General features: G+C 70.4%; 19 protein-coding genes. 7 read left to right on the top strand and 12 right to left on the bottom strand.

The features are described from left to right. Positions 1-471: Rid family hydrolase (locus Q0C41_RS20115; protein WP_291986763.1), on the top strand; the 471-nt coding region annotated here is incomplete at its 5' end. A gap of 83 nt (positions 472-554) precedes the next feature. On the opposite strand, the gene Q0C41_RS20110 is transcribed toward Q0C41_RS20115, so the two are convergent. The 3 genes from Q0C41_RS20110 to Q0C41_RS20100 form a co-directional block, all read right to left on the bottom strand. Beyond that, positions 555-2,078: an ATP-binding protein gene (locus Q0C41_RS20110; RefSeq protein ID WP_291986760.1), complete on the bottom strand. Its 1,524-nt coding sequence runs from the start codon at positions 2,076-2,078 to the stop codon at positions 555-557. Further along, complete coding sequence (locus Q0C41_RS20105) at positions 2,075-3,586, bottom strand: ATPase domain-containing protein (RefSeq protein ID WP_291986757.1); 1,512 nt, start codon at positions 3,584-3,586, stop codon at positions 2,075-2,077. Before Q0C41_RS20105 ends, Q0C41_RS20110 begins: the two co-directional genes overlap by 4 nt. 223 nt (positions 3,587-3,809) lie before the next feature. Further along, complete coding sequence (locus Q0C41_RS20100; protein ID WP_291986755.1) at positions 3,810-5,156, bottom strand: Gfo/Idh/MocA family oxidoreductase; 1,347 nt, start codon at positions 5,154-5,156, stop codon at positions 3,810-3,812. Between Q0C41_RS20100 and Q0C41_RS20095 the strand changes: the two genes are divergently transcribed. From Q0C41_RS20095 to coaA, 3 genes are all read left to right on the top strand, one after another. Beyond that, positions 5,155-5,943, top strand: a complete 789-nt coding sequence (locus tag Q0C41_RS20095) for a potassium channel family protein (protein WP_291986753.1) — start codon at positions 5,155-5,157, stop codon at positions 5,941-5,943. The two genes, Q0C41_RS20100 and Q0C41_RS20095, sit on opposite strands and share 2 nt — an antisense overlap. Positions 5,944-6,015: 72 nt before the next feature. After that, positions 6,016-6,822 (top strand): GNAT family N-acetyltransferase, encoded by an 807-nt coding sequence (locus Q0C41_RS20090; RefSeq protein ID WP_291986751.1) that lies wholly within the window; start codon positions 6,016-6,018, stop codon positions 6,820-6,822. Positions 6,823-6,905: 83 nt separating this feature from the next. Continuing rightward, complete coding sequence (gene coaA / locus Q0C41_RS20085) at positions 6,906-7,853, top strand: type I pantothenate kinase (RefSeq protein WP_291986749.1); 948 nt, start codon at positions 6,906-6,908, stop codon at positions 7,851-7,853. 110 nt (positions 7,854-7,963) lie between these two features. On the opposite strand, the gene Q0C41_RS20080 is transcribed toward coaA, so the two are convergent. The 7 genes from Q0C41_RS20080 to Q0C41_RS20050 all read right to left on the bottom strand — a co-directional run bounded on the left by Q0C41_RS20080 (position 7,964) and on the right by Q0C41_RS20050 (position 14,631). Continuing rightward, on the bottom strand, positions 7,964-8,143 hold the full coding sequence (locus tag Q0C41_RS20080; protein WP_291986747.1) for a hypothetical protein: 180 nt from the start codon (positions 8,141-8,143) through the stop codon (positions 7,964-7,966). Between the two features lie 41 nt (positions 8,144-8,184). Next, positions 8,185-8,808: a non-canonical purine NTP pyrophosphatase gene (locus tag Q0C41_RS20075; protein WP_291986745.1), complete on the bottom strand. Its 624-nt coding sequence runs from the start codon at positions 8,806-8,808 to the stop codon at positions 8,185-8,187. Then, on the bottom strand, positions 8,805-9,554 hold the full coding sequence (gene rph, locus Q0C41_RS20070) for a ribonuclease PH (protein ID WP_291986743.1): 750 nt from the start codon (positions 9,552-9,554) through the stop codon (positions 8,805-8,807). Before rph ends, Q0C41_RS20075 begins: the two co-directional genes overlap by 4 nt. A 158-nt stretch (positions 9,555-9,712) precedes the next feature. Continuing rightward, positions 9,713-10,444, bottom strand: coding sequence for a GerMN domain-containing protein (locus tag Q0C41_RS20065; RefSeq protein ID WP_291986741.1), 732 nt, complete (start codon positions 10,442-10,444; stop codon positions 9,713-9,715). Further along, positions 10,444-12,027 (bottom strand): N-acetylmuramoyl-L-alanine amidase, encoded by a 1,584-nt coding sequence (locus Q0C41_RS20060; protein ID WP_291986738.1) that lies wholly within the window; start codon positions 12,025-12,027, stop codon positions 10,444-10,446. The genes Q0C41_RS20065 and Q0C41_RS20060 overlap by 1 nt, the downstream gene beginning before the upstream one ends. Before the next feature lie 447 nt (positions 12,028-12,474). Beyond that, positions 12,475-13,818 carry an Nramp family divalent metal transporter gene (locus Q0C41_RS20055; RefSeq protein ID WP_291986736.1) on the bottom strand — a complete coding sequence of 448 codons (1,344 nt, stop codon included), beginning with the start codon at positions 13,816-13,818 and terminating at the stop codon, positions 12,475-12,477. After that, positions 13,819-14,631: a fumarylacetoacetate hydrolase family protein gene (locus tag Q0C41_RS20050; protein ID WP_291986734.1), complete on the bottom strand. Its 813-nt coding sequence runs from the start codon at positions 14,629-14,631 to the stop codon at positions 13,819-13,821. An 18-nt stretch (positions 14,632-14,649) separates the two neighbouring features. Here Q0C41_RS20050 and Q0C41_RS20045 point away from each other — a divergent pair, with 18 nt between their 5' ends. Then, positions 14,650-15,591, top strand: coding sequence for a VOC family protein (locus Q0C41_RS20045; protein WP_291986732.1), 942 nt, complete (start codon positions 14,650-14,652; stop codon positions 15,589-15,591). Positions 15,592-15,596: 5 nt separating this feature from the next. On the opposite strand, the gene Q0C41_RS20040 is transcribed toward Q0C41_RS20045, so the two are convergent. Both Q0C41_RS20040 and Q0C41_RS20035 read right to left on the bottom strand, forming a co-directional pair. Beyond that, a complete protein-coding gene (locus tag Q0C41_RS20040) occupies positions 15,597-17,084 on the bottom strand; it encodes a rhamnulokinase family protein (RefSeq protein WP_291986730.1) in 1,488 nt (495 codons plus the stop codon). Next, positions 17,081-18,265, bottom strand: coding sequence for a TIM barrel protein (locus tag Q0C41_RS20035; RefSeq protein ID WP_291986728.1), 1,185 nt, complete (start codon positions 18,263-18,265; stop codon positions 17,081-17,083). The genes Q0C41_RS20040 and Q0C41_RS20035 overlap by 4 nt, the downstream gene beginning before the upstream one ends. A gap of 295 nt (positions 18,266-18,560) precedes the next feature. On the opposite strand from Q0C41_RS20035, the gene Q0C41_RS20030 reads away from it, so the two are divergent. Both Q0C41_RS20030 and Q0C41_RS20025 read left to right on the top strand, forming a co-directional pair. Continuing rightward, positions 18,561-20,240 (top strand): hypothetical protein, encoded by a 1,680-nt coding sequence (locus Q0C41_RS20030; RefSeq protein ID WP_291986726.1) that lies wholly within the window; start codon positions 18,561-18,563, stop codon positions 20,238-20,240. 70 nt (positions 20,241-20,310) lie between these two features. Then, a complete protein-coding gene (locus tag Q0C41_RS20025; protein WP_291986724.1) occupies positions 20,311-22,482 on the top strand; it encodes a bifunctional rhamnulose-1-phosphate aldolase/short-chain dehydrogenase in 2,172 nt (723 codons plus the stop codon). The last annotated feature ends 133 nt before the right edge of the window (positions 22,483-22,615 follow it).

Here is a 22,615-nt window from a genome sequence, read left to right as displayed (position 1 = left end):
GCCGCGGCGGCCGCCACGGCCCCTGAGGGGCAGCCCACGGCCGCCTCATCGCCCGGCCCGGTCGCGGCGGGCTGGACGCCGAAGAAGGTCGCCATCAACCGGGCCGACCGCGCGACGCGCAACCCGCTGCTGTCCCACTGCATCCGCTCCGGCCCGCTGCTGTTCCTTGCCGGGATCGGCGGCTGGTATCCCGAGGATCGCGCCGAGCCCGGTGACGCACGGGTGCAGACCGACAGCGCCCTGAAAGCGATGCGTGCGCTGCTCGAGCAGGCGGGCTCGTCGATGGCCAACGTGCTGAAGGTGCACATGACCATCTCCGACCCGAACCGTAACCTGCCGCTGGTCAACGAGGGGTACCGAGGCCACTTCCCCGACCCGCCGCCGGCGCGCTCCTACAGCGGGTGCGGTGTCGATGAACAGGGCCGGGCGCACGTCCTCATCCAGATCGACTGCGTCGCCTACGTGGACTGACCTGACGCTGACGGCCCGTTCCACCTCCGCCACGGCTGCGGCGGACAGGTCGGAGAACGGGCCCTACCCAATGTCGCCGGCTGTCAGGCGCAGGCCGCGTCGCTCTGCTCGACCAGGCGCGCCAGCGTCTCCGGATCGGCGGGCTTGGTCAGGTGGTGCGAGAAGCCGGCGGCGCGGGTGCGGGCGCGATCGACCACGTCGCCGTAGCCGGTGACGGCAATCAGGACGCAGCGTTGCTGCAGTCCCTGCGCCAGCAGGCGCCTGGCCACTTCGTAGCCATCGAGCTCGGGCAGGCCGATGTCGCAGATGACCACATGCGGGCGATGGCGCTGGACGGCGTCGAGCCCCGCGAACCCATCGCGGGCGACGGTCACGTCGTGGCCGATCCGTTGCAGGTACACCGAGAGCGCCTCGGCCGCATCGGCGTTGTCCTCGATGATCACCACGCGACGCCGTTCACCCTCATGCGCCGGTGCTTCCGGCGCTGGCAGCGGCGCGACGACGTCGGCGTGCAGCGGCAGGGTGATCGTCGCCTCGGTGCCCTGATCGTCGCCGTCGCTGGCGATGGACGCCGTGCCCCCGTGCAGCGACGCCAGCGATCGCACGACCGTCAGGCCGATGCCGAGGCCGCCCTGCCCGCGGTCCAGCGGGCGCTCGGACTGCGCGAACAGGTCGAACACTCTCGACAACTGGTCGCGCGGGATGCCCTGCCCCGTGTCCCGGACGCGGATCTGCACGGAGCCGGTGACACGCGCGGCGCGCACGTGGACGTGCCCGCCCGGCGGGGTGAAGCGGATGGCGTTGGTGAGCAGGTTGCCGACCATCTGATCGAGGCGCACCGGATCGGCCATCACGACGAGGGGGCGGTCCGGCACCTCCCGCGTCAGGTCGAGTCCCTTCTCGCGTGCGGCGGCCCCGGCGGCTTCACAGGCCTGATGGACGACCTCACGCACATCCAGTGGGCGGCACTTGAGCGTGACGACGCCACGCGTCAGGCGCGAGACGTCGAGCAGGTCGTCCACCAGACGCGTGACGTTGGCCAGCTGTCGTTCCATCAGGTGCTGCATCCGCTCGGCCATCTGCTCGTTGGGCGAGAGGCGCAGCACCTGCAGCCCGGTGCGCAGCGAGGCCAGCGGGTTGCGCAGTTCGTGGGCCAGCATGGCGAGGAACTCGTCCTTGCGCTGGGCCGACTCGTCGCGCTGCTGCAACAGGTCGCGCATCTGGTACTGACGCCCCCTCGCCCGCAGCGCCGCCTGCACGGTCGTCGTCAGCGTCGGCAGCACCAGCGGCCGCGGCAGCAACGAGACGTTGCCGAGCGACTGCAGCGGATGCGGCGCATTGAGGTCCTCGCCATCGGCGCCTACCACGATGATCGGCAGGTCCGACCAGGGGGGCTGCGCCTCGAGCAGGCGCTCGAGGCTGCTCGTGACGTCGCCCGTCAGCAACTCGCCGGCGATGAGCAGCGTGCCGGCGCCCTCCTGCAGCGCCGCCATCGCCTCGGCCCAGGTGCGCGTCAGCAGGCAGGCGAAGCCGCGGTCGCGCAGGACGTCGCACGTGAGCTGGCCGTCGCGGCCGGGCGCCCACACGACGACGCGGGCGTCGCTCATGTCCGGACACGCGACAGGTCGCCCTGCACGCCCGTGAAGCGCGGGTTGCCGGTGAGCACGCCCTCGAAGTCGGCCAGCGGTGGCCCGATGTGCAGACCCTGGGCGTCGACCTGCAGCTCCCGGACGAGGACCTCGTGCGCGCCCGTGCGCTTCTTGACCACCGAGATGGCGCGCCGGACCTGTCCGAACGCCTCGAAGTACCGCAACAGCAGCACCGTGTCGGCCAGGTAGCTGATGTCGAGCGGCGAGGTCAGCTGCGCGCCGAGGATGCCGTGCTGTGCCAGCGTCAGGATGGTGACGACGTTGCGATGGCTGAGGAAGGTGAGCAGCTCGTGCAGGTGCGCCGAGAGGAACCGCTCCTCGGGCATCGCGCTCAGGTAGCCGCTGAGGCTGTCGATGACCACCATCGACGCCCCGTCGGCCACCGCCTGCGCCACCATGTGCGTGAACTCGCCGGCCGAGAACTCCGCGGCGTCGACCTGTCGCAGCCGCACGTGGCCACGCGCGGAGAGTTCGTCCAGGTCGAGCCCGAGGCGCGTGCTCCGCTCGACGAACGACCGCGCGGTCTCGTCGAAGATGAAGATCGCGACCGTCTCGCCTTGCCGGGCCGCCGACACCGCATATTGCGTCGCGATGATGCTCTTGCCGACGCCCGCCGGTCCCATCAGCAGCGTGCTCGACCCCCGGCGTAGTCCGTCCCCGACGAGGGCGTCCAGCGCCTTCACCTCGCTCGCCAGCGTCGTCGTCGGCATCGGTTCGAAGTGCTCGGCGGCGATGAGGCGCGGGTAGACCTCGACGCCGCCGGTGCGGATGGCGAAGTCGTGGTAGCCGTCGCGGAACGGGATGCCGCGCATCTTGTGCACCCGCAGGCGGCGCCGCTGGCCGCCGTACTCGGCCGAGTCCTGCTGCAGCGTGATGTACCCGTGCGCGAGCGCCTCGGCCTGCAGATCACCGCCTGCGCCGGTGGTCATCTCCTGCATCAGCAGTGCCGTGCAGCCGCAGCTGGTGAACAGCTCGCGCATCGCCAGCACATGACGCCGGTAGCGCAGGACATCGCGCGAGAGGTGCCGGATGTCGGAGAACGGGTCGAACACGACCCGCGTCGGCCGGACCTGCTCGACGGCCGCGACGATGGCATTGCGGATGTCGTCGAGTTCGACGTCGCCGGGCGAGAAGAAGGAGTACTGCTGCTCGGGGTCGAGTTCGCGGGCGGGGGAGGCCGGATTGGCCACGACGATGCCGTCGAGGGACCAGCCGTGCGACGCGGCAATCAGTTCGAGCTCGCGCTGGGCTTCCGACAGGCTGATCCAGAGCGTCCGCTCGCCGCGCTGTCGGCCTTCGAGCAGGAACTGCATGCCGACGGTCGTCTTGCCGGCGCCCGACTCGCCTTCGAGCAGGTACATGTGGCCCTGCGGCAGACCACCGCCGAGGATGTCGTCGAGCCCTGCGATGCCCGTCGAGACCGACGGCCCGAAGCGGGCGGGTCCTGCGCCATTCGTCCCTGCCACCAACCGGCTCCCTCCGGCGAACTCGTCCGTACGCGCGTCATGGCGCGTGGGCATCGCCACAGTGCACGGCTTCAGATCTATGCGAGAGCGCGGCTGAAGTAAACCGCAAGTTAGCTACAGCTGACGTAAAAAACGAACGGCCGAGCGAAGCCGCCCGGCCGTCGTGTCTCTCTTCTGTGCGGGTGGCGCGAATCGCTGCGCCACGGCACCCCATCCGGCATCCCTAGATGCCCTTCGGTGCCCACCCCTGCTCGTACTCGCGCCCCCACAGCTTCATGGCGTCGGCGTCCTGCTGGATGCGTCCGGTGGCCGGGTCGCACGTCAACGTGCGGCCGGTCTTCCAGGCGATGTTGCCGAGGTGCGCCATCATCGTGCTGACGTGGCCGCCGTCGATCGGCGTGAACAGCGTCGCCTTGCCGCGGATGCCGTCGAGGAAGTTGGCCGTGTGCAGTGCGTCGAGGCGCACGGCCGGGCCGACCTGGCTGGTCGACGCCCCGGGGTCGGTCTTGACCTCCTCGACGACGGTGCCCTTCAGGTCGTAGATCGTGTAGCCGTCGCCGTCGATCATCAGCGAGCCCTGCTCGCCATGGAACGTCACGCCGACGCCGTTGCCCTGCGGCTTGTAGCCGTTGGCGCTCATCGACTCCCAGCTCACCATCTTGCGGTCCGGGTACTCCAGCGTCACGATCTGCGTGTCGGGGAATTCCCAGTCGTCCTTGTAGTGGTAGCGGCCGCCGGCCGACGTCACGCGCGTCGGGTGCTCCACCTGCAGGCCCCAGCGCGCGAGGTCGAACATGTGCGTGCCGTTGTTGGCCGACTCGCCGGTGCCCCAGTGCCAGCGCCAGTGCCACTCGTAGTGCACCACGTTGTCGAGGAACGGGCGACGCGGGGCCGGGCCCTGCCACAGGTCGAAGTCGAGCCACTGCGGCACCGGCGCCGGCTTGCCGAGGCCGATCGACGTGCGGGCGTTGGCGTACCAGGTGCGTGCGTTGTAGACGCGTCCGATGCGGCCGCCGTGCACGAGCGCGATCGCCTTCTGCACGTTGGGCCACGAGCGCCGCTGGTTCCCCATCTGCACCACCTTGCCGGTGCGCTTCTGGGTCTCCACGAGCACCTCGCCTTCGCGCGGGTTGTGACTGCACGGCTTTTCCACGTACACGTGCTTGCCGGCGTTCAGCGCGAGGATGGCCGCCGGTGCGTGCCAGTGATCGGGCGCGGCGATGACCAGCGCGTCGACGTCTGGCGATTCGACGACCTTGCGCACGTCGGGGATGGCGCGCGGCCGGCCGCCGCCGGCCTCCGACACGAGCTCGATGGCCCGCGCCGCCGCGCGCGTGTCCACGTCGCAGATCGCGGTGATGGCGGCGCCGGGGGTGTTCAGGAACGCCCGCGTGAGCTGCGCGCCACGGCTGTTGACGCCCATGATGGCGACCCGCACGCGGTCGGCGGCGGCCCCGGGTTGCAGGCGGATGGCCGGCGCGGCCGACGCCAGGGCAGGAGCGACGAGGCTGGCACCGAGGCCGGCCGAGGCAGTCTTCAGAAACGAACGACGATCGAGGGAATCGGGCATGGCGCCCCTACAATACGCCGTTCCCGGAGGATTCGTGCCCCTGACCACCCTGCGCCCCCAGTCACCGGCCTACCAGCTGTTCATGCTCGTCCTCTGCATCGTCACCCTCATGGGGGTCGCCGTCCAGGTCATCGCCCGCCCGCCCGCGGAGGTGCGCGGCATCCTGCAGGTGGCCGACACGATCGTCTGCGCCTTGTTCTTCGGCGATTTTCTCGTCACGCTGCGCCGGGCGCCCGACAAGTGGCGCTACATGTACACGTGGGGCTGGCTCGACCTCGTTTCGAGCATTCCGGTGTTCGACGCGGCACGGTGGGGGCGGGCGGCGCGCATCGCCAGGTTGCTCAGGCTCCTGCGCGGCGTGCGGGCCTCGATGATCCTCACCGAAGTGGTGCTGATGCGGCGTCGTCAGAGTGCGGTGCTGGCCGCGGCGCTGACGCTGCTGCTGGTGCTGGTGTCCGCGGCGGTGCTGATCCTGACCGTCGAGGACGCGCCCCAGTCCAACATCCTCACGGCCGAGGACGCGCTGTGGTGGGCGACGACGACGCTGACGACCGTCGGCTACGGCGACCGCTATCCGGTGACCACCGAAGGACGCGTCATCGCTGCGGTGCTGATGGGCGCCGGCGTGGGGTTGGTCGGGGTCCTCTCAGGTTTGCTGGCGTCCTGGTTCATGGAGCCGGTGCGCACGGAGGAGCAGCGCGAGGAGGACCTCGGCGAGCTTCGCCGCCTGCGCCAGGAGATTCAGGAACTGCGCGCGCAGATGGCGCAGCGGCACGGCGGCCCGTAGCTGGACTATGCTTCGGCTCGTCCTCGACGCTCCGCAGCCATGCCGGCGGGCCGACCCGCCAGAAAGAGCCCCATGTCGCACGTGCCAGACACGCCGGAGGCCCTCGTGGCCGACTCGCATCGGCAGATCCAGCGGGCCTGGCGCTACTTCGCCCGCGCGCTGCCCGGCGGGGGCGTGATCGAGCAGGACGGCCTGCTCCTCACCGATGCCCGCTCACCCCTCGCGTTCATGAACGCCGCGTTCCTGACCACCCTGGCGAGCGACGAGGACGATCTCCAGCGGCGCATCGAGGCGGCCGCGGCGCACTTCCGACGCCGCGGCCTGCCCTGGGTGTTCATGCCGGCCGAGGACCTGGTGGCCGAGCCCCTGCGGGCCCATCTCGACGCGATCACGGCCGCCGCCGGCCTGCAGTTCATGATGCCGATGACCGGCATGGTGGCGCCCGCCCTCCAGCCCTCGGCGCGCCCCCTGCCGACGCTCGAGTACCGCGCCGTGACCGACGAGGCGACGCGTCGCGCGGTGGCCGACATCAACGGCGAGGGCTACGCCATGCCGGGCGACCTGATGCATGCGGCGACGGGCGTCGAGCGCCTCTGGGTCGACATGGTGGGCGTGGTCGGCTACGTCGATGGCGAGGCGGTGTCGACGGCCTCGGTGACGCCGGTCGACCAGACGGCCTACGTCTGCCTCGTCGCCACTCGGCCCGGCCACCAGGGCAAGGGCTACGCCGACGCCGTCATGCGCCGCGCCCTGGCCGACGCGCGCCGGGAGTGGGGCGTCCAACGGACCGTCCTGCACGCGACACCGGCCGGCCGCCCCGTCTACGCCCGCATGGGATACGCCGACACGAATCTGTTCCGCGTGTACGTGGGGGCCTGACCCCCGCGCCATCCCGCGTCTCGAGGTCGGGCTTTGACATCGGAGGGCCCGGACGCCATTCTGAAACAGCCGAACGGGCCTTCATGTCCATTGCCGCCACCGCGCTCTCGCGGTTCCTGACCTTCGACCGCGCCGCGTGGGCCCACCTCCGCGACAGCACGCCCCTGACGCTGTCGGAGGCCGACATCACCGCGCTGCGGGGGCTCAACGACGCCCTCTCGATGGACGAGGTCGTGCAGATCTACCTGCCGCTGTCGCGGCTGCTGAACCTGTACGTCGGCGCGTCGCAGGGGCTGTATCGCACCACGCAGACCTTCCTCGGCAACGATGGGGAGCAGGTGCCGTTCATCATCGGCCTGGCCGGCAGCGTGGCCGTGGGCAAGAGCACCACCGCGCGCATCCTGCAGGCGCTGCTGTCGCGGTGGCCGAACCACCCCTCGGTCGATCTGGTGACCACCGACGGTTTCCTCTTCCCGAACGCGGTGCTCGAGAGCCGCGGGCTGATGAAGCGCAAGGGATTCCCGGAGAGCTACGACCGGGCGCGTCTCGTCCGGTTCCTGGCCGACGTCAAGGCCGGCGTGCCGGAAGTCCATGCGCCGGTGTATTCGCACCAGCGCTACGACATCGTCCCCGGACAGGTCCAGACCGTCCAGCAGCCCGACATCGTCATCGTCGAAGGGCTCAACGTGCTGCAGGCGCCGCCGCACCAGCGCGACACCGATCAGCTGTTCGCCTCGGACTTCTTCGACTTCTCGATCTATGTCGATGCCGACGAGCGCGACATCGAGCAGTGGTATGTGGCCCGTTTCCTGCGGCTGGTCGAGACGGTGTTCCAGGATCCCGATTCGTACTTCCACCGGTACGCGTCGCTGGACGACCGCCAGGCTCGCGAGACCGCCGCGCGGATCTGGACCGAGATCAACGAACCCAACCTGCGCGAGAACATCGAGCCGACGCGCATGCGCGCCCACCTGATTCTCACCAAGGGCGCCCGTCACCTCGTCGAGCAGGTCCAGTTGCGCCGCGTGTAGCCGTCGACCTCGTCTCCACACGTAGCCGTCGACCTTCAGGTCGACGGTCGACCCCGTCGGACTTGTCCGACGGTCACCCCCCGATCGCAACGACGTCTTCTGGTGCGCCGCTACGGCTTCTTGCGCGGGTCGTCGGGTGGCGGCAGGGTCGGCGCACGCAGCGCCAGCACGACGGCGACCACGGCCACGCCGATCAGCGGGAACTGCAACCAGGGCACGCCGAACATGCCCGCATAGATCGAGCCGAAGGCGCTGAACATCGCGATGCCGAACCACAGGGGACGAGTCATACGGGGCTCAGGGCTCAAGGCTCACGCTGAAGGCTCAGGGCTCAGGGCTCAGGGCTCAGGGCGTCGAGGTGTGTGCGAATCCAGTCGTGCATGAGGCGCGAGGCGCGCCCTCGGTGGCTGACCTCGGCCTTCTCGACCTGCGTCAACTCGGCGAACGTGCGGCCGAGCGGCGGGTAGAACAGCAGCGGGTCGTAGCCGAACCCGTGGTCTCCGCGCGGCTCCGCGGCGATGACGCCCGCGGCCTCGCCCTCGGCCACGTGCAGGATGGTGCCGTCCGCGTTGGCCAGCGCCAGCACCGACACGAACCTCGCGGCCGACTCCCGGCTCCCGCGCGCATCGAGCTGCGCGTAGACCCACGCATTGCGCTCGGCGTCATCGGCGCCGGGGACGCGCGCCGATCGCACGCCCGGCGCGCCACCGAGCGCCTCGACCTCGAAGCCCGAGTCCTCGGCCAGGCACGGCAGCCCCGAGGCCATGGCGTATGCCGTGGCCTTCAGTCGCGCGTTGTCGGCGCAGGTCTCCCCGGTCTCGTCGGGGGGCTCGATGGCCGTCGGCAGATCGGCGAGCGACACCAACGTACACGGGACGTCGGCAAACAGCGCCGCGAGTTCCCGCATCTTGCCGGGGTTGCTGGTCGCCACCAGCAGGCGTGTCGTCGTGCTCATGGCTGCGTCGGCGGGGCGACCTTGAGCAGCGTGCCGACGATGACGGCCTGCTGCGCGATCAGCTCGTCGATGCCCTTGCTGCCGAGGTCGAGGAGCTGGTCCAGCACCGCGCGCGGAAACGGCTCCTTCTCGGCCGTGCCCTGCACCTCGATGAAGCGCCCGTCGCCGGTGCGAATCACGTTCATGTCGACGTCGGCGTTGGAGTCCTCGTCGTAGGCGAGGTCGAGCATCGGCACCCCGACCACCACGCCCACGCTCGTGGCCGCCAGGTAGTCCTTCACCGGGATCTCCTTGATCTGCCGGGCCTCCAGCATGTGCTGCATCGCGAGCACCATCGCGACGAAGCCTCCGGTGATGGCCGCCGTGCGCGTGCCGCCGTCGGCCTGGATGACGTCGCAATCGACCCAGATCGTCCGTTCGCCGAGCCCCTTCATGTCCACCACCGACCGCAGCGACCGGCCGATCAGGCGCTGAATCTCCTGGGTGCGTCCGCCGACCTTGCCGGCCGTGGACTCACGCTGCACGCGTGTGGTCGTGGCGCGCGGCAGCATGCCGTACTCGGCCGTCACCCAGCCCTTGCCGCTGTTGCGCAGGAACGGCGGGACGCGATCCTCGACGCTCGCGGTGCAGATGACGCGCGTGCGTCCGCTTTCGATCAGGCACGAGCCTTCGGCGTGCAGGGAGATGTGGGGAGTGATGGTGCAGGGGCGAAGGGCGTCGTTGGCGCGGCCGTCAGAGCGTGGCATGTGAGGACAGTTTACAGCCCGGACGAGGGAGGACGGAGGAACGAGGAGAGAGGACGGAGGTAGGACGGAGGGGCGAGGGTAGAGGAAGGAAGAAGGAGGAAGGAAGAAGGAAGAAGGAGGGGCGCGCGCCGCGGGCCATGGCCGGGTCGGGACCGTGCTCAGCGCTGAGGGCTGGGCCGCGAGACGGGTACCGATGGGGCAGCGGGTGGCGGCACCGGCTGTGCCGCTGGCTGTGGCGCTGGCGCCACCCCTCCGTCCTGGCTCCTCGGACCTACCTCCGTCCTCTCTCCTCCCTCCTCCGTCCTCGTCGGGGCGCCTGCCACCTCCACCCACCGCATGTTCTTCGCGAGGGGATGGCGCAGGTCGACGTGGCCGGCCAGGGTCTCCACCTCCTGGCCATCCACCAGGATCTGCACGCCCTTGATGGCGGGGAGGTTCACCGTCACGGCATTGACGATCGCGTAGACGGCGAAGAGTTCGTCGAGGCTGCCGCCCCGGTGGTTGGCCACGGCTTCCTTCGACAGGTCCACGAACGCCGTGCCGTCGTCGGCGACGAAGATCTGGCGGACCTTCGTGCCTTCGGCGATCGCCTGCGCCAGGGGCGTCGGGGCTGCCAGCAGCTGAGCCTCGACCAGGCTGCGGGCCTGTTCGGCAGGCGTGGCGCCGTACGGCACGTCGGCGTCCACCGCCGTGAGGTGCAGGCCGTCCTCAGCCACGTAGTAGAGGCTGGCGCGGATGCGTCCGGTGGCCTCCGCTGCGTCGGCGTCCTCGGCACGCGGCACCTCGACGGTGGCCGGCGCAAACCACCGGGGGACGAAGACGAGGCCCGCGATGCCGATGAGCACGGCGGTCATCGCGCCGAGCAGCCCCACGATCAGCGGTCGCCGCATCAGCGCGGGTCCTGCTGCTGCGTCGGGGCACCACCGACGCGTTCGCTCGTGGCCTTGTAGCGCACGACGGACGCCAGCAGGGCGCTGACGATCTGCGACTGGTACTCCGGCGAACTCAGGCGCTTCTCCTCGGTGGGGTTCGTGATGAAGCCGGTTTCCACCAGCACCGCCGGCATGTTGGCGCCCACCAGCACGCGGAAGGGGGCCTGCTGGATGGCGCGGGGCGACATCGGGATCCGCTGCCGCATCTCGCCTTCGATGGTGCGAGCGAGACGGGCCGACTCGTTGAGGTGCTGCGCCTGCGCCATCTCCCAGAGAATCAGGTCCACGGCACGCTGGCCGCCCCCGAGCGTCGGCAGCAGGGCCCCCGGTTCGGCGGCATTGCCGCGCGCGCTGTTGCCGTACTCGCCGAGCGTCACGTAGAAGACCTCGGCGCCGGTGACCGACGACCGCACCGACGCGTTGGCGTGGATGCTGATGAACAGATCGGCCTTGTTGTTGTTGGCGAAGGCCGCGCGCGCGTCGAGCGCCACGGTCTCGTCTGCGCTCCGCGTCAACAGCACGCGGATGCCCAGCCGCGCCTCGATCGCGGCCTTGAGCTGGCGCGCAATCGCCAGGACGACGTTCTTCTCGAGGGTGCCCGACGGCCCGCGGGCCCCGAGCTCCGTGCCGCCGTGGCCCGGGTCGAGGACGACCGTCCGCAGGCCGGTGGACTCGGGCAGCAGCGGGGGCATCTCGGTCGGCGCGATCTGGCCGGCGTCTGTCTGGCCGGGGGCGGTGACGTCGGTCGGCGGCGCCGCCGGCGTCGCGGCCAGGATGTCCACCGTCAGGCGGAGCTGCGCGCCCTCGCGCTGTTCGGCGGCCCGGTAGCTGGCAAACGGCGCCCCGAGCCCGATCTCGATCGTCGAGGGCGCCACGACGCGCGCGCCCGTGACGACCTGCGAACTCCCGACCTCCGAGAGGTCGGCGTCGAGCGCGTCGGCGGCGAAGCGGACGAGCAGGCGCCCGTTCTCGTTGACGACGGTGTGCTGGACGGCCGGGACGACGAGGAAGGTCAGGCGCGTGCCGGTGGGCAGCGCCTCGCCGCGCGCCGTGATCGCGGGCACGCTGGGCGATCCGATGACGATGAGCGAGGAACGCCGCCGGACGTCGATGCGCGGCGTCGATCCAGGCGCCAGGGCACGCTCGATGAGCTCGATGGGCAGCAGCCACGTGCTGCCCTGCCGGACCGGCGGGGCCGGCAGGCTGACGACCCGACCGTCGACGGAGGCGAGCCCCTGCGTGAGCGACACCACGACGGTCCGGCCTCCCATCGTGATGACCAACCCGCCGGCTCGGTCCTCCCGCAACACCAGGCCGAACAGCCCCGTGATGTCGGCGCTGCTGACGTACTCGCGTCCGTTGACCACGGCCACGGGCAGCGGCTGCGACCCGGCCGCGGTCAGGACCGTCCACACGCGTCGAGTCGTCGCGCCGGACGACTGCGCTGGTGGCTGCGCCGTCGGCTGGGCGCCCGCAACGGTCACGAGCAGCGTCGCGGAGACGATCAGCAAGCCGGGGAGCCAGCGGCGCAGGCGAGTCACAGCCTCAATCATAAGAGGGACATCGGCATCGGGTCATTGTGCCCGCATCCCCGACCACGCGGCCACCCGCTGCATGAGGACCGGATCGGGCCCGGGAAGCCCGGCACGGCCGCCGCCCTCGACGATGGCCATGCACGGTCGCCACTCGTTTCACAACGAGTCGGCGTCCTCCAGGCACTGCTCGACCAGCGGCGAGCACTGCCGGCGGTCGCCCGAGACAGTGCCGTGCCGCGGTGTCACGCATTGCCGCGCAAAGTCTGACACCCGTCGACCCGCCACGCCACTCCCAGGCCCGCTGAACCCCTGGGCCTTGGGCCCTGAGCCTTGGGCCGTGCCCTCTGAGCCGTGAGCCGGAAGCCCTGAGCTGTGCTGTTTGAGCCCTGAGCCCTGAGCCCTGAGCCTTGGGCCGTCCCCTCTGAGCCCTGAGCCCTGAGCCGTGAGCCCGTTTCAGATCAACCCGATCGTCCGGATGAGCTGATAGAGGCCGACGATGGCGATGAGGAGGGCGGAGGTCCAGAGCGCGCCGGTCCAGGCAGGCGAGGGCGCCAGGTCGGGCGGCAGGCGGCGATGGCGGAAGTACACCGCGGCGCCCGCCAGCAGGGGCAGCATGAGCCCCTGACCGACCGCGCCGATCAACACCAGCGCCACGGGATTGCCGGCGACGACGAAGGCCGTGGCCGAGGCCAGGGGCAGCAGCACGCAGGCCCGCTGGACGGCGGCGCGACGTTCCTCGGTGGTGCGTCCCGCGGCGCGGAGGCCCAGCAGGCCGCCGGCATCCACCAGCAGCCGGGCGTTGGAGGCCGTCGCCACGAAGAACGTCGAGTAGAGCACGACCAGCGCGCCGACGAGGAAGAGCGTGTGACTCCACTCGCCGAGCGTCTGGCGATACATGTCGGCCAGGCGGCCGAGCAGCTCGTTGTCGGGGACGTCGCGCGCCGTCTGGTGGAGCACGGCGGCTCCGAGGACGTAGAACGACACGGTGCCCAGCGTGTAGATGATCATCGACACGAAGGCGTCGAGCCGCATCACGCCGAGCCAGCCCTTCGCCCGCGCCACCCATGCGCCGCGCCCGGCACTCCAGGCCCCGCCGTCTGGCGGCGGCCCCACGTTGCGGCCGTACCCCTTCTCGAGGCACCAGTACGGGTAGTAGATCAGCTCGGAGGCGCCGACCCCGGTCACGCCGAACGCCGCGAAGGCCAGGGTGAACGCCGCCGGTTGCGTCGGCCAGAGGCCCTCGGCCCACTGCGCCGGCGTGACGCGGAACTCGGTCCAGTGCAGCGCGCCGACGGCGACCACCGTGGCGAGGGTGAAGATGGCCACCATCACCGTCGAGTACCGCTCGACCGGACCATAGCGGCCCGACACCAGCAGCGCGATACCCGAGCCGGTCGTCAGCACCAGCCACACCCAGGGGGGCCACGCGAGGCCGAGCATGCCGCAGATCAGGGTGATGCCACCGATGATGCCGCCGACCTGCAGCACCGTCCCGCAGTACATCAGCATCCAGGCCCAGAGCACCCACGACACCCGCCAGCGCGGTCCCGGCAGCGTGTCCAGGGACGCCAGCGTCGTCTCCTGGTGGGCGATGGCATGGCGCGCCAGTTCGATCTGGACGAAGACCTTGAGGACGCAGCCGAGGACCAGGAACCACAGCAGCGCGAAGCCCGTCGTCGCCCCGAGTTTCGGGACGACGATGAGTTCGCCGGAGCCGACGATCGCAGCGCTGATGATCAGGCCGGGCCCGAGCTGGGACAGTCGGCCTGCCAGCGTGGTGGGCGCCGCGACCGCCATCTATTGGCCCGAGCCTTCGAGCACGACGGGATTGGTGAGGGTGCCGATCTTCTCGATCTCGATGCTCACCTCGTCGCCGGGAGCGAGCCAGCGCGGCGGCGTGCGGGCCATGCCGACGCCTTCGGGCGTCCCGGTGAGGATGACCGTCCCCGGGAGCAGGGTCGTGCTGCCGCTGAGGAACGAGATGATCTGGCGGACGTCGAAGATCATGTCCGAGGTGTTGGAGTCCTGAACCACTTCGCCGTTGAGCCGCGTCTGGATGCGAAGGGCGTTGGGGTCGGGAATGTCTTCGGGGGTGACCAGCACCGGGCCGAGTGGCGCGAAGGTATCGAAGGTCTTGCCGCGGCTCCATTGACTGCCGCCGCGCTTGATCTGCCAGTCGCGCGCGCTGACGTCGTTGGCGCAGGTGTAGCCGAGCACGTAGTCGAGGGCGTGTTCGGGCGCGACGTTCTTGCAGGCCTTGCCGATGACGACCGCGAGCTCGCACTCGTAGTCCACCTGGTCGCTGGCCAGGTGGCGCGGCAGTTCGATGGCGCCTCCCGGATGCTGTACCGTGTTCGGGCCCTTGGCGAAGACCACCGGCTGCTCCGGAATCTTCGCGCCGGTCTCCTCGGCGTGGCGCCGGTAGTTGAGGCCGATGCACCAGATCATGACCGGCTCCACGGGCGCGAGGATGCGCGCCACGTGGACGTGCGACTGGGTCGCCGTGAAGCCGTCGTAGGGGTTGCCGGAGAGCAGGTGATAGCTCCCCATCTCGCCTTCGGTCACGTGGACCGTGAGGCCGTTCTCGGTCAGGCACCGCAGGATGCGCATGGCGCACATGATACAGAGATGCTGAGCGACGCGGAGTTCCTCGAGCAGTTCGACGCCGGGACGCTGGACCTGGGCACCTTCGACCACGAGGCCCACTTCCGCGCCGCGTGGCTGTGCCTGCGCTCGGCGCCCTTCAAGGAGGCCGTCAGCCGGCTGCGCCGCGGCCTGAAGCGCCTGGCCATTTCCGCCGGCCAGCCGCAGCGCTACCACGAGACGATCACGGTGGCGTACACGCGCCTCATCCACCGCCAGATGCGGCTGCTGCACGACCCGCCGTGGGAGGAGTTCAAGACCCGGTCGGCGGAGCTGCTGGCCCCCGACATCGCGGCGCTGCGCGCCCTCTACGGCCAGGACACGCTGGAGGCCCCGGAGTCGCGCAAGACGTTCGTGCCACCGCCGGCCTGGAACATCGAGCCGGTCGAGCGGTTTCTCCGCGAGTTCTCGGCCTACCAGGAAGACCTCGACGCGCGGCCCGTCGACGACCCGGTAGCCGACCCGCCGGCCGGCGGCTGGACCGGGGCCGAACGGCGCGCGGCCGAACCCGTGTGCGTGACGGCCGTGCTCGCCGTTGCCGACGTCGAGCAGTCGGCACGCTGGTACGGCGACGCGTTCGGCTTCGACGTGGCGCCCTTCCCGCAACGGCCGCCCTACCAGTTCGCGCTGCTGTCACGGGGCGGCGCCGAGATGATGCTGCGCGCCGCACCGGACCCGGCCACGGTCGCGCCGACGCCGGGCTGGGCGCTGTACGTCCGGTTGTCGGGCGGCCGCATCCGCGAGCTCTACGCCAGCCTGTCCGAGTCGTGCGAGATCGTGCGTCCCCTGCAACGCATGCCCTACCACGACGTCGAGTTCGAGGTCCGCGACCTCGATGGCTACATCGTCGTCGTCTCCGAGTGGCTCGATGCGGCGGGGGACATCCCGGACGCGCTCGGCGAGGACACGGGCGGCGACACGGCGTAGCGCGCTTACGCCTCGGACTCCCGCAGGGCGGCGAAGCGGCGCTGTGCGGCGTCCCAGGGCGCCCGGCTGCGCGGCGCGAACTCCTCTGGCGGGAACGCCGCCGCGATCAACGCGCGGGCATCGGACAGCGAGCGCACCGCACCCAGCGTGACCAGTTGGACGGCGACATTGCCGAGCGCGGTGGCCTCCACAGGGCCGGCGAGGACCCGACACCCCGTGGCATCGGCGGTCGCCTGATTGAGCAGCCGGTTGCGGGCGCCGCCGCCCATCACGCGGATGGTGTGGACGGGCTGCCCGGTCACCGCTTCGAGGGCGCGCACGCCCCGGTCGCACGCCAGGGCCAGGCTGTCGATGACGACACGGGCGACGTCGGTGGCCGACGCCGGCACGGGTTGGTCGGTGCGCGCACACCAGGACTGCACGGCGGCGGCATCGGGAGCGCGATGGAACGCCGCCGCGTCCGGGTCGATCACCGACTGACAGACCGGTCGCAGCGCCGCGCCGGTCATGATGTCCTCCACCGTGAAGGTCTGGCCCTCGGCGCGCCATCCGCGGAGGCAGCCTTCGAGAATCCACAGTCCGGTGATGTTGCGCAGCAGACGCGTCGTGCCGGCCACGCCCCCTTCGTTGGTGAAGTTGTGCGCGAGGGCCGTCGGTGTCACGACCGGGGCGGCCGTCTCGGTGCCGATCAGCGACCACGTGCCGGAACTCAGGAACGCGACGCCGTCACCCGAGTGGATGGACGCCACGGCCGATGCGGTGTCGTGACACGCCGGCGCAATCACGGGGACGCCATCGAGTGAGGGCACACGTGCCACGACGGTGGCGGTGGGCGCTCCGAGGCGACTGCCCGGCGCGACGATCGCCGGCAGCATGTGCGTCGGCAGGTCCAGCGCCTGCAGCAGATCGCACGCCCAGGTGCCCGTTCGCCAGTCGACCATCTGCGTCGTCGTGGCGTTGGTGAACTCGACGCCGCGGGCCCCGCTCAGCCAGCCGTGCAGCAGGTCGGGCATCGTCAGCAACGTGGCCGCGCGGGCCAGGCGCTCCGGCGCGTCCCGGTGGTCCGCGACGAGCTGATACAGGGTGTTGAACGGCAGGAACTGGATGCCGGTGCGGTCGTACAGCGTCTGTCGGCCGAGACGGGTGGTGACCTGCGCCATCACGCCGTCCGTGCGCGCGTCGCGATAGTGATGGGGCAGGCCGAGCAGCTCGCCGGCCTCGTCGAGCAGGGCGTAGTCCACCCCCCAGGTGTCGATGCCGAGGGCGTCCAGACGGGTGGGACGCGAGGCCGCGGCGAGCCCGACCAGGACCTCGTCGAACAGCCGCGGGGCGTCCCAGTACAGGCCGTCGGGCGTGCTGACCGTGGGTGTGGGGAAGCGGTGGACCTCGGTGAGCACCAGCGAACCGGCCGCGGTGTCCACGTCGGCGCGCATCACCCGGCCGCTCGTGGCCCCCAGATCACAGGCCGCCACACGCCAGAGGGTCGGACTCACGCGTAGGATGCCCCGGACGACAGGTTGCGGGCGCCACGGTCGCGCGTGATGGCCTCGAGGTAGCCGCTCTCGCGGAAGGCGCGGTACGGGTCGGGCGGCACGCCCCGGGCCGTCGCCCAGGCCGTGACCATCGGCCGCGTGTCGGTGGCGAACGCGTCCGTAAGGCAACGTTCGGCGGCCACCAGATCGCAGGACGCCTGATGCGCCACCAGGGCCTCGCGCTGCACCAGCGCCGCCTTGGCCCAGAGTTCCTGCGCGGTGCGAACCGTCTGGATCATCGCCTCGATCTTGCCCTTGAGGTTGTGGCTCTGATCGACCATGTAGGCCAGATCCGGCGGCTGGCCCTGTTCCCACGCGAACTGCTGAATTTCGTGGAAGATGCGGAACACCTGATAGGGATCGATCGAGCCCAGCGTGAGGTCGTCGTCGGCGTACCGGCGATCGTTGAAGTGGAAGCCGCCCAGCCGACCCTCGTCGAGCAGCCACGCGACGATCTGCTCGATGTTCTGTCCCTGGTAGTGATGGCCCGTGTCCACCAGCACACTGGCCTGCGGGCCAGCCTCGCGCGCCAGGAGGAGGGCCATGCCCCAGTCGGCGATGTCGGTGTGGTAGAACGCCGGCTCGAAGGGCTTGTACTCGACCAGCAGGCGTTGGCCCGGCGCGAGCCGCTCGTGGACCATGCCGAGGGCTTCGGCGAACCAGTGCTTGCGCTTCCGGATCGGCTGGGTGCCGGGGTAGTTCGACCCGTCGGCAAACCACAGGGAGATGTCGCGCACGTCCAGTTCGCGCGCGATGGCCACGCTCTCGCGCAGGTGCGCCAGCGCCTCGGCGCGCACCGCCGGGTCGGGGTTGCCGACCGATCCGTGCTTGTAGCGCTGGTCCTGGAAGAGATTGGGGTTGATCGCGCCGGCGCGGATGCCGTGCTCGCCTTCGAGGGCCCGCACCCAGGCGACGTCCTGGATGCCGCCCGGCAGGTCCCACAACACGTGCAGCGCCAGGGTGGGGCAGGCGCCCGTCAGCCGATGCACCTGCGCGGCGTCGGCGAACTTCTCCTCGAGCGTGCTGGCCGCGCCCGCCTGCAGGAACTTGCCGAACCGCGTCCCGGTATTGGCAAAGCCCCAGGACGGCAGCTCGACACGGAGCTGATCGAGCGCGACGGCGACAATCTCCTCGTGCGACATCTCTTCTCCCGCGGGGGGGACGAGTGTAATGCCGAATGCCGCAATGCCGGAATGCGGAATGCCGAATGCCGGTCGACCTTCGACCGCTACAGTCGCCAGCGGAGCCGTCGAACGGGTCCGCACGTTGCCGCTGCACGGAGACACGGAGCACGGACGGGTGCCGAGGAGCGGCGAGCCCTTCGGGCAACTCTGTAGGCGTCGACCTTCAGGTCGACGCGCCATGGGGGCACTCCCGGTGCCCGGTGCCCGGTGCCCGTTGCCGGTTCCCGATTCCCGAGGTATACACTCCCCGCCCATGCCCACCCCGTCGGCCGCCGAGCACTTCGACGCGCTCTACGAGTTCGATCGCGAACCGGTGACCGAGGACCGTCTCGTCGGTCCCGGCTACTTCGCGGGCTCCCTCGCGGGGGAGCACGTGGCGGCCACCGAGTTCGTCATCGGCGTCATGTTCGTCAACTGGGGGGCCAGCGTCCGCGACATGTTCGTCGGCCTGGCCATCGGCAACGCCCTGGCCGTCCTGACCTGGACGCTGCTGTGCGCGCCGATTGCCGTGCGCACACGCCTCACGCTCTACTGGTACCTGCGCAGCATCGGTGGCCCCTGGCTGACCGTCATCTACAACCTGCTCAACGCCGTCCTCTTCTGCATCCTCGCCGGCTGCATGATCACGGTCTCGGCATCGGCCGTGCGTATTCCATTCGGCATCGCCCCGCAGGTCCACTGGTATCCGGACGACATCCGCTTCGTGCTCGTGGTGCTGGCCGTCGGCGCGGTGGTCGTCGGCCTCGCGATGGCGGGCTTCAAGAAGCTGGCCGCCTTCGCCAGCGTGTGTGCGCCGTGGATGTTCCTCATGTTCATCGCCGGCGCCATCGTCGCCCTCCCGGGCCTGGCGCAGCAGGCGGGACTCGCGGGTGTGTCCAGCGTCAGCGACTTCTTCACCATTGCCGAACGCGTGGTGTGGACGGGGCGCACCCCGGACGGGTCGGCGCCCATGGGCTTCTGGAAGATCGCGGCCTTCGCCTGGATCTGCAACCTCGCGATGCACGGAGGGCTGTCGGACATGGCGTTGTTCCGCTATGCCAGACGCAGCTCGTATGGGCTGCTGACGGCCGTCGGGATGTTCCTCGGCCACTATCTCGCCTGGATCTGCGCCGGGATGATGGGGGCGGGCGCCGCGCTGCTGCTGCAGCAGGCCCTGGCCACGCTCGACTCCGGCGCCGTCGCGTTCGCCACCATCGGCTGGTCCGGCATCATCGCCGTCATCGTCGCGGGCTGGACGACGTCGAATCCGACGCTGTATCGGGCCGGCCTGGCGCTGCAGGCGATCACGCCGAACTGGTCGCGCACGCGCGTCACGCTGCTCGCGGGCGTGGCCACCACCGCCATTGCCTGCTTCCCGTTCGTGTTCACGCGCCTGCTCGATTTCGTCGGACTGTACGGCCTGCTGCTGGCGCCGGCGGGCGCCATCGTGCTGGCCGAGCACTGGATGTTTCCGCGCCTCGGGCTGACGCAGTACTGGGCGCACCATCAGGGCAAGGCGCTGAACTGGCCGGCGCTGGTGGCCTGGGTCGGATCGATTGCCGTCGGCCTCGGCCTCGAGCGCGCCGGGGTCCTGCACCTGTTCTTCCTGTTCGTGCCGGTGTATCTGCTGACGATCGTCAGCTACATCGCGCTGGCCTCGGTCGCAGGCGCTCGCGTGCCGGCCCCCGCCGGCGCGTCGGGCATTCCCGGCATCGAACGGCGCGGCATGGCGCCGGCCCCCGTCTCGGTCCGGCGCAACTCGCCGGTCGGCACGATTGCCGGTGCCGTCGCGGCAGCCGCGCTGATGGCGTGCCTGTGGCTGCCGCTCCGCATGCTCGCCCTCGACGCGACCACCGCCGCGGCGGGGCTGCCGGCCATGCAGGCCGCGCTCCTGCTCGCGACCGTCGTCTACCTCGTCGCCGGCACCACCTTCTATCTGTCACGCTACGAGTGATGTGCGGACCGCTCGGCGAGCGGTCCCTCCCAGTGACGACTCCCGACCCCCGATTCCCGGTGTCCCGACCATGCCCCACGTGACCTACCTCTGGGACGACGCGCACGCGGCCTCCTTGTCGCCGGCCGATCGCCTCGTCTATCGCTCGAACATCCTCGGTGCCGACCAGCGCATCACCAACACCGGCGGAGGCAACACCTCGGCCAAGCTCACCGAGACCGACCCACTGACGGGGCAGCCGGTGCAGGTGCTCTGGGTGAAGGGGTCGGGCGGCGATTTGCGAACGAGCACGCGCGCGAACTTCTCCTCGCTCTACCAGGATCGGCTGCTGCAGTTGCAGCAGGTCTACGCCGGGCTGGGTGACCGGGGCGTCAAGTCCCCGGCCGAGGACCACATGGTGGGCCTCTACCCGCACTGCACGTTCAACCTGAATCCGCGGGCGACCTCGATCGACACGCCGCTGCATGCGTTCGTGCCAGCCACCCACGTCGATCACATGCACCCGAATGCGGTCATCAGTGTCGCCGCGTCGAGGCACTCCGAGCGGCTGACGCGCGAGATTTACGGCGACGACGTCGTCTGGACACCCTGGCAGCGGCCCGGTTTCGAGCTCGGCCTCACACTCCAGTCCGTGGTGGACGCCCACCCGTCCGCCCGAGGCATCGTCCTCGGGCAGCACGGGCTGATCAACTGGGCCGACGACGACAAGGCGTGCTACGAGCTGACGCTGTCGCTCATCACGAAGGCGGCCGAGTACATCGAGGCGCGCGACAAGGGGGCGGACACGTTCGGTGGCCAGAAGTACCCCGACATCGACGCCGCGCAGCGCGACGCCGTCCTCGTCGAGATCCTGCCGTGGCTCCGCGGCCTGGTGTCGTCGCAGAAGCGGATGGTGGCGACGTTGCAGCACGACGCGACCATCCTGCGCTTCGTCAACAGCCACGATGCGCCACGGCTCGCCGAGCTGGGCACGTCGTGTCCCGACCACTTCCTGCGCACCAAGATCAAGCCGCTGTACGTCGCGTGGGATCCCGGGACGAGCGACATCGAGGGGTTGCGGCGCCGCCTGATCGACGGCCTCGAGCAGTATCGCCGCGACTATGCGGCCTACTACGAGGCCTGCCGTCGTCCCGACTCGCCGGCGATGCGCGATCCGAATCCGACGGTGATCCTGATTCCCGGGCTGGGGATGATCGCTTTCGGCAAGGACAAGAGCGAGTCCCGTGTCACCGCGGAGTTCTACAACTGCGCCGTCGAGGTGATGCGCGGCGCGGAGGCGATCGACGAGTACGTCGCCCTGCCGCAGCAGGAGGCCTTCGACATCGAGTACTGGCTGCTCGAAGAAGCCAAGCTGCAGCGCATGCCGGCGGAGAAGGCCATGGCCCGGCGCGTGGTGATCGTCGTGGGCGCCGGCAGCGGCATCGGCAAGGCCGTGGCGCATCGCGTGGCCGCCGACGGCGCCCATGTCGTGTGCGCCGATCTCTCGGCGGAGACGGCCACCGCCACCGCCGCCGAGCTGACGACGCGGCACGGGCAGGGCATCGGCGTGGCCGGCAGCGGTCTCAGCGGGTGCGGCCCCGCGGTGGGCTCGGTCGTGGACGTCACCGACCGGGCCAGCGTCCGGGGACTCGTGCACGACGCGCTGTTCGCCTACGGCGGCATCGACCACGTGGTGGTCACCGCCGGCATCTTCCCGACGCCCGACGCCACGGGACACGTCACCGACGCGATGTGGCGCACGACCTTCGACATCAACGTGATGGGCGGGTATCTGATCGCGGACGAGTGTCGGGCGGTCTGGGAGGCTCAGCAACTGCCCGGCAGTCTCGTCCTCACGACGAGCGTCAACGCCGTCGTCGCCAAGAAGGGATCGGCGGCCTACGACGCCTCCAAGGCGGCCGCCAACCATCTCGTGCGCACGCTCGCCGTCGAACTGGCGCCGCTGGTCCGCGTCAATGGCCTGGCGCCCGCCACCGTGGTCCAGGGCTCGACGATGTTTCCGAAGGAGCGGGTGATGGCGTCGCTGGCCAAGTACGGCATCGCATTCGACCCGGAGGCGTCGGGCGATGCGCTCAGGGCGCTGCTGGCCGGGTTCTATGCCCAGCGCACCCTCACGAAGCAGCCGATCACGCCAGAGGACCAGGCCGAGGCGGCGTATTTCCTGATCTCGGACCGGACCGGGCGGATCACCGGGCAGGTACTGCACGTGGATGGGGGATTGGCGGAGGCGTTTGTGCGGTAGGGGCACTGTCAAAGGTCAAAAGGGCAAAAAGGGCAAAAAGGGCGAAACGACACTGCCGAAGGGGAAAGGGGAAAGGGGAAAGGGGGAGGCGGAGGCGGAGGTGAGAAGCCTCGGGGATCGGAGGCTTCTCGGT

The organism is Luteitalea sp. (genome assembly GCF_022842525.1).
Lineage (GTDB): Bacteria > Acidobacteriota > Vicinamibacteria > Vicinamibacterales > Vicinamibacteraceae > Luteitalea.
The sequence above is the reverse complement of the archived record's forward strand: the minus strand, read 5'-3'. Positions and strand labels throughout refer to the sequence as shown.

What these genes read in the sequence shown, in the direction of transcription:
- Q0C41_RS20110 (WP_291986760.1), bottom strand. Translation starts at nt 2,078, where the DNA reads ATGAGCGACGCCCGCGTCGTCGTGTGGGCGCCCGGCCGCGACGGCCAG.
- Q0C41_RS20095 (WP_291986753.1), top strand. Translation starts at nt 5,155, where the DNA reads ATGGCGCCCCTACAATACGCCGTTCCCGGAGGATTCGTGCCCCTGACC.
- Q0C41_RS20100 (WP_291986755.1), bottom strand. Translation starts at nt 5,156, where the DNA reads ATGCCCGATTCCCTCGATCGTCGTTCGTTTCTGAAGACTGCCTCGGCC.
- Q0C41_RS20090 (WP_291986751.1), top strand. Translation starts at nt 6,016, where the DNA reads ATGTCGCACGTGCCAGACACGCCGGAGGCCCTCGTGGCCGACTCGCAT.
- coaA (WP_291986749.1), top strand. Translation starts at nt 6,906, where the DNA reads ATGTCCATTGCCGCCACCGCGCTCTCGCGGTTCCTGACCTTCGACCGC.
- Q0C41_RS20080 (WP_291986747.1), bottom strand. Translation starts at nt 8,143, where the DNA reads ATGACTCGTCCCCTGTGGTTCGGCATCGCGATGTTCAGCGCCTTCGGC.
- Q0C41_RS20075 (WP_291986745.1), bottom strand. Translation starts at nt 8,808, where the DNA reads ATGAGCACGACGACACGCCTGCTGGTGGCGACCAGCAACCCCGGCAAG.
- rph (WP_291986743.1), bottom strand. Translation starts at nt 9,554, where the DNA reads ATGCCACGCTCTGACGGCCGCGCCAACGACGCCCTTCGCCCCTGCACC.
- Q0C41_RS20065 (WP_291986741.1), bottom strand. Translation starts at nt 10,444, where the DNA reads ATGCGGCGACCGCTGATCGTGGGGCTGCTCGGCGCGATGACCGCCGTG.
- Q0C41_RS20055 (WP_291986736.1), bottom strand. Translation starts at nt 13,818, where the DNA reads ATGGCGGTCGCGGCGCCCACCACGCTGGCAGGCCGACTGTCCCAGCTC.
- Q0C41_RS20050 (WP_291986734.1), bottom strand. Translation starts at nt 14,631, where the DNA reads ATGCGCATCCTGCGGTGCCTGACCGAGAACGGCCTCACGGTCCACGTG.
- Q0C41_RS20045 (WP_291986732.1), top strand. Translation starts at nt 14,650, where the DNA reads ATGCTGAGCGACGCGGAGTTCCTCGAGCAGTTCGACGCCGGGACGCTG.
- Q0C41_RS20035 (WP_291986728.1), bottom strand. Translation starts at nt 18,265, where the DNA reads ATGTCGCACGAGGAGATTGTCGCCGTCGCGCTCGATCAGCTCCGTGTC.
- Q0C41_RS20030 (WP_291986726.1), top strand. Translation starts at nt 18,561, where the DNA reads ATGCCCACCCCGTCGGCCGCCGAGCACTTCGACGCGCTCTACGAGTTC.
- Q0C41_RS20025 (WP_291986724.1), top strand. Translation starts at nt 20,311, where the DNA reads ATGCCCCACGTGACCTACCTCTGGGACGACGCGCACGCGGCCTCCTTG.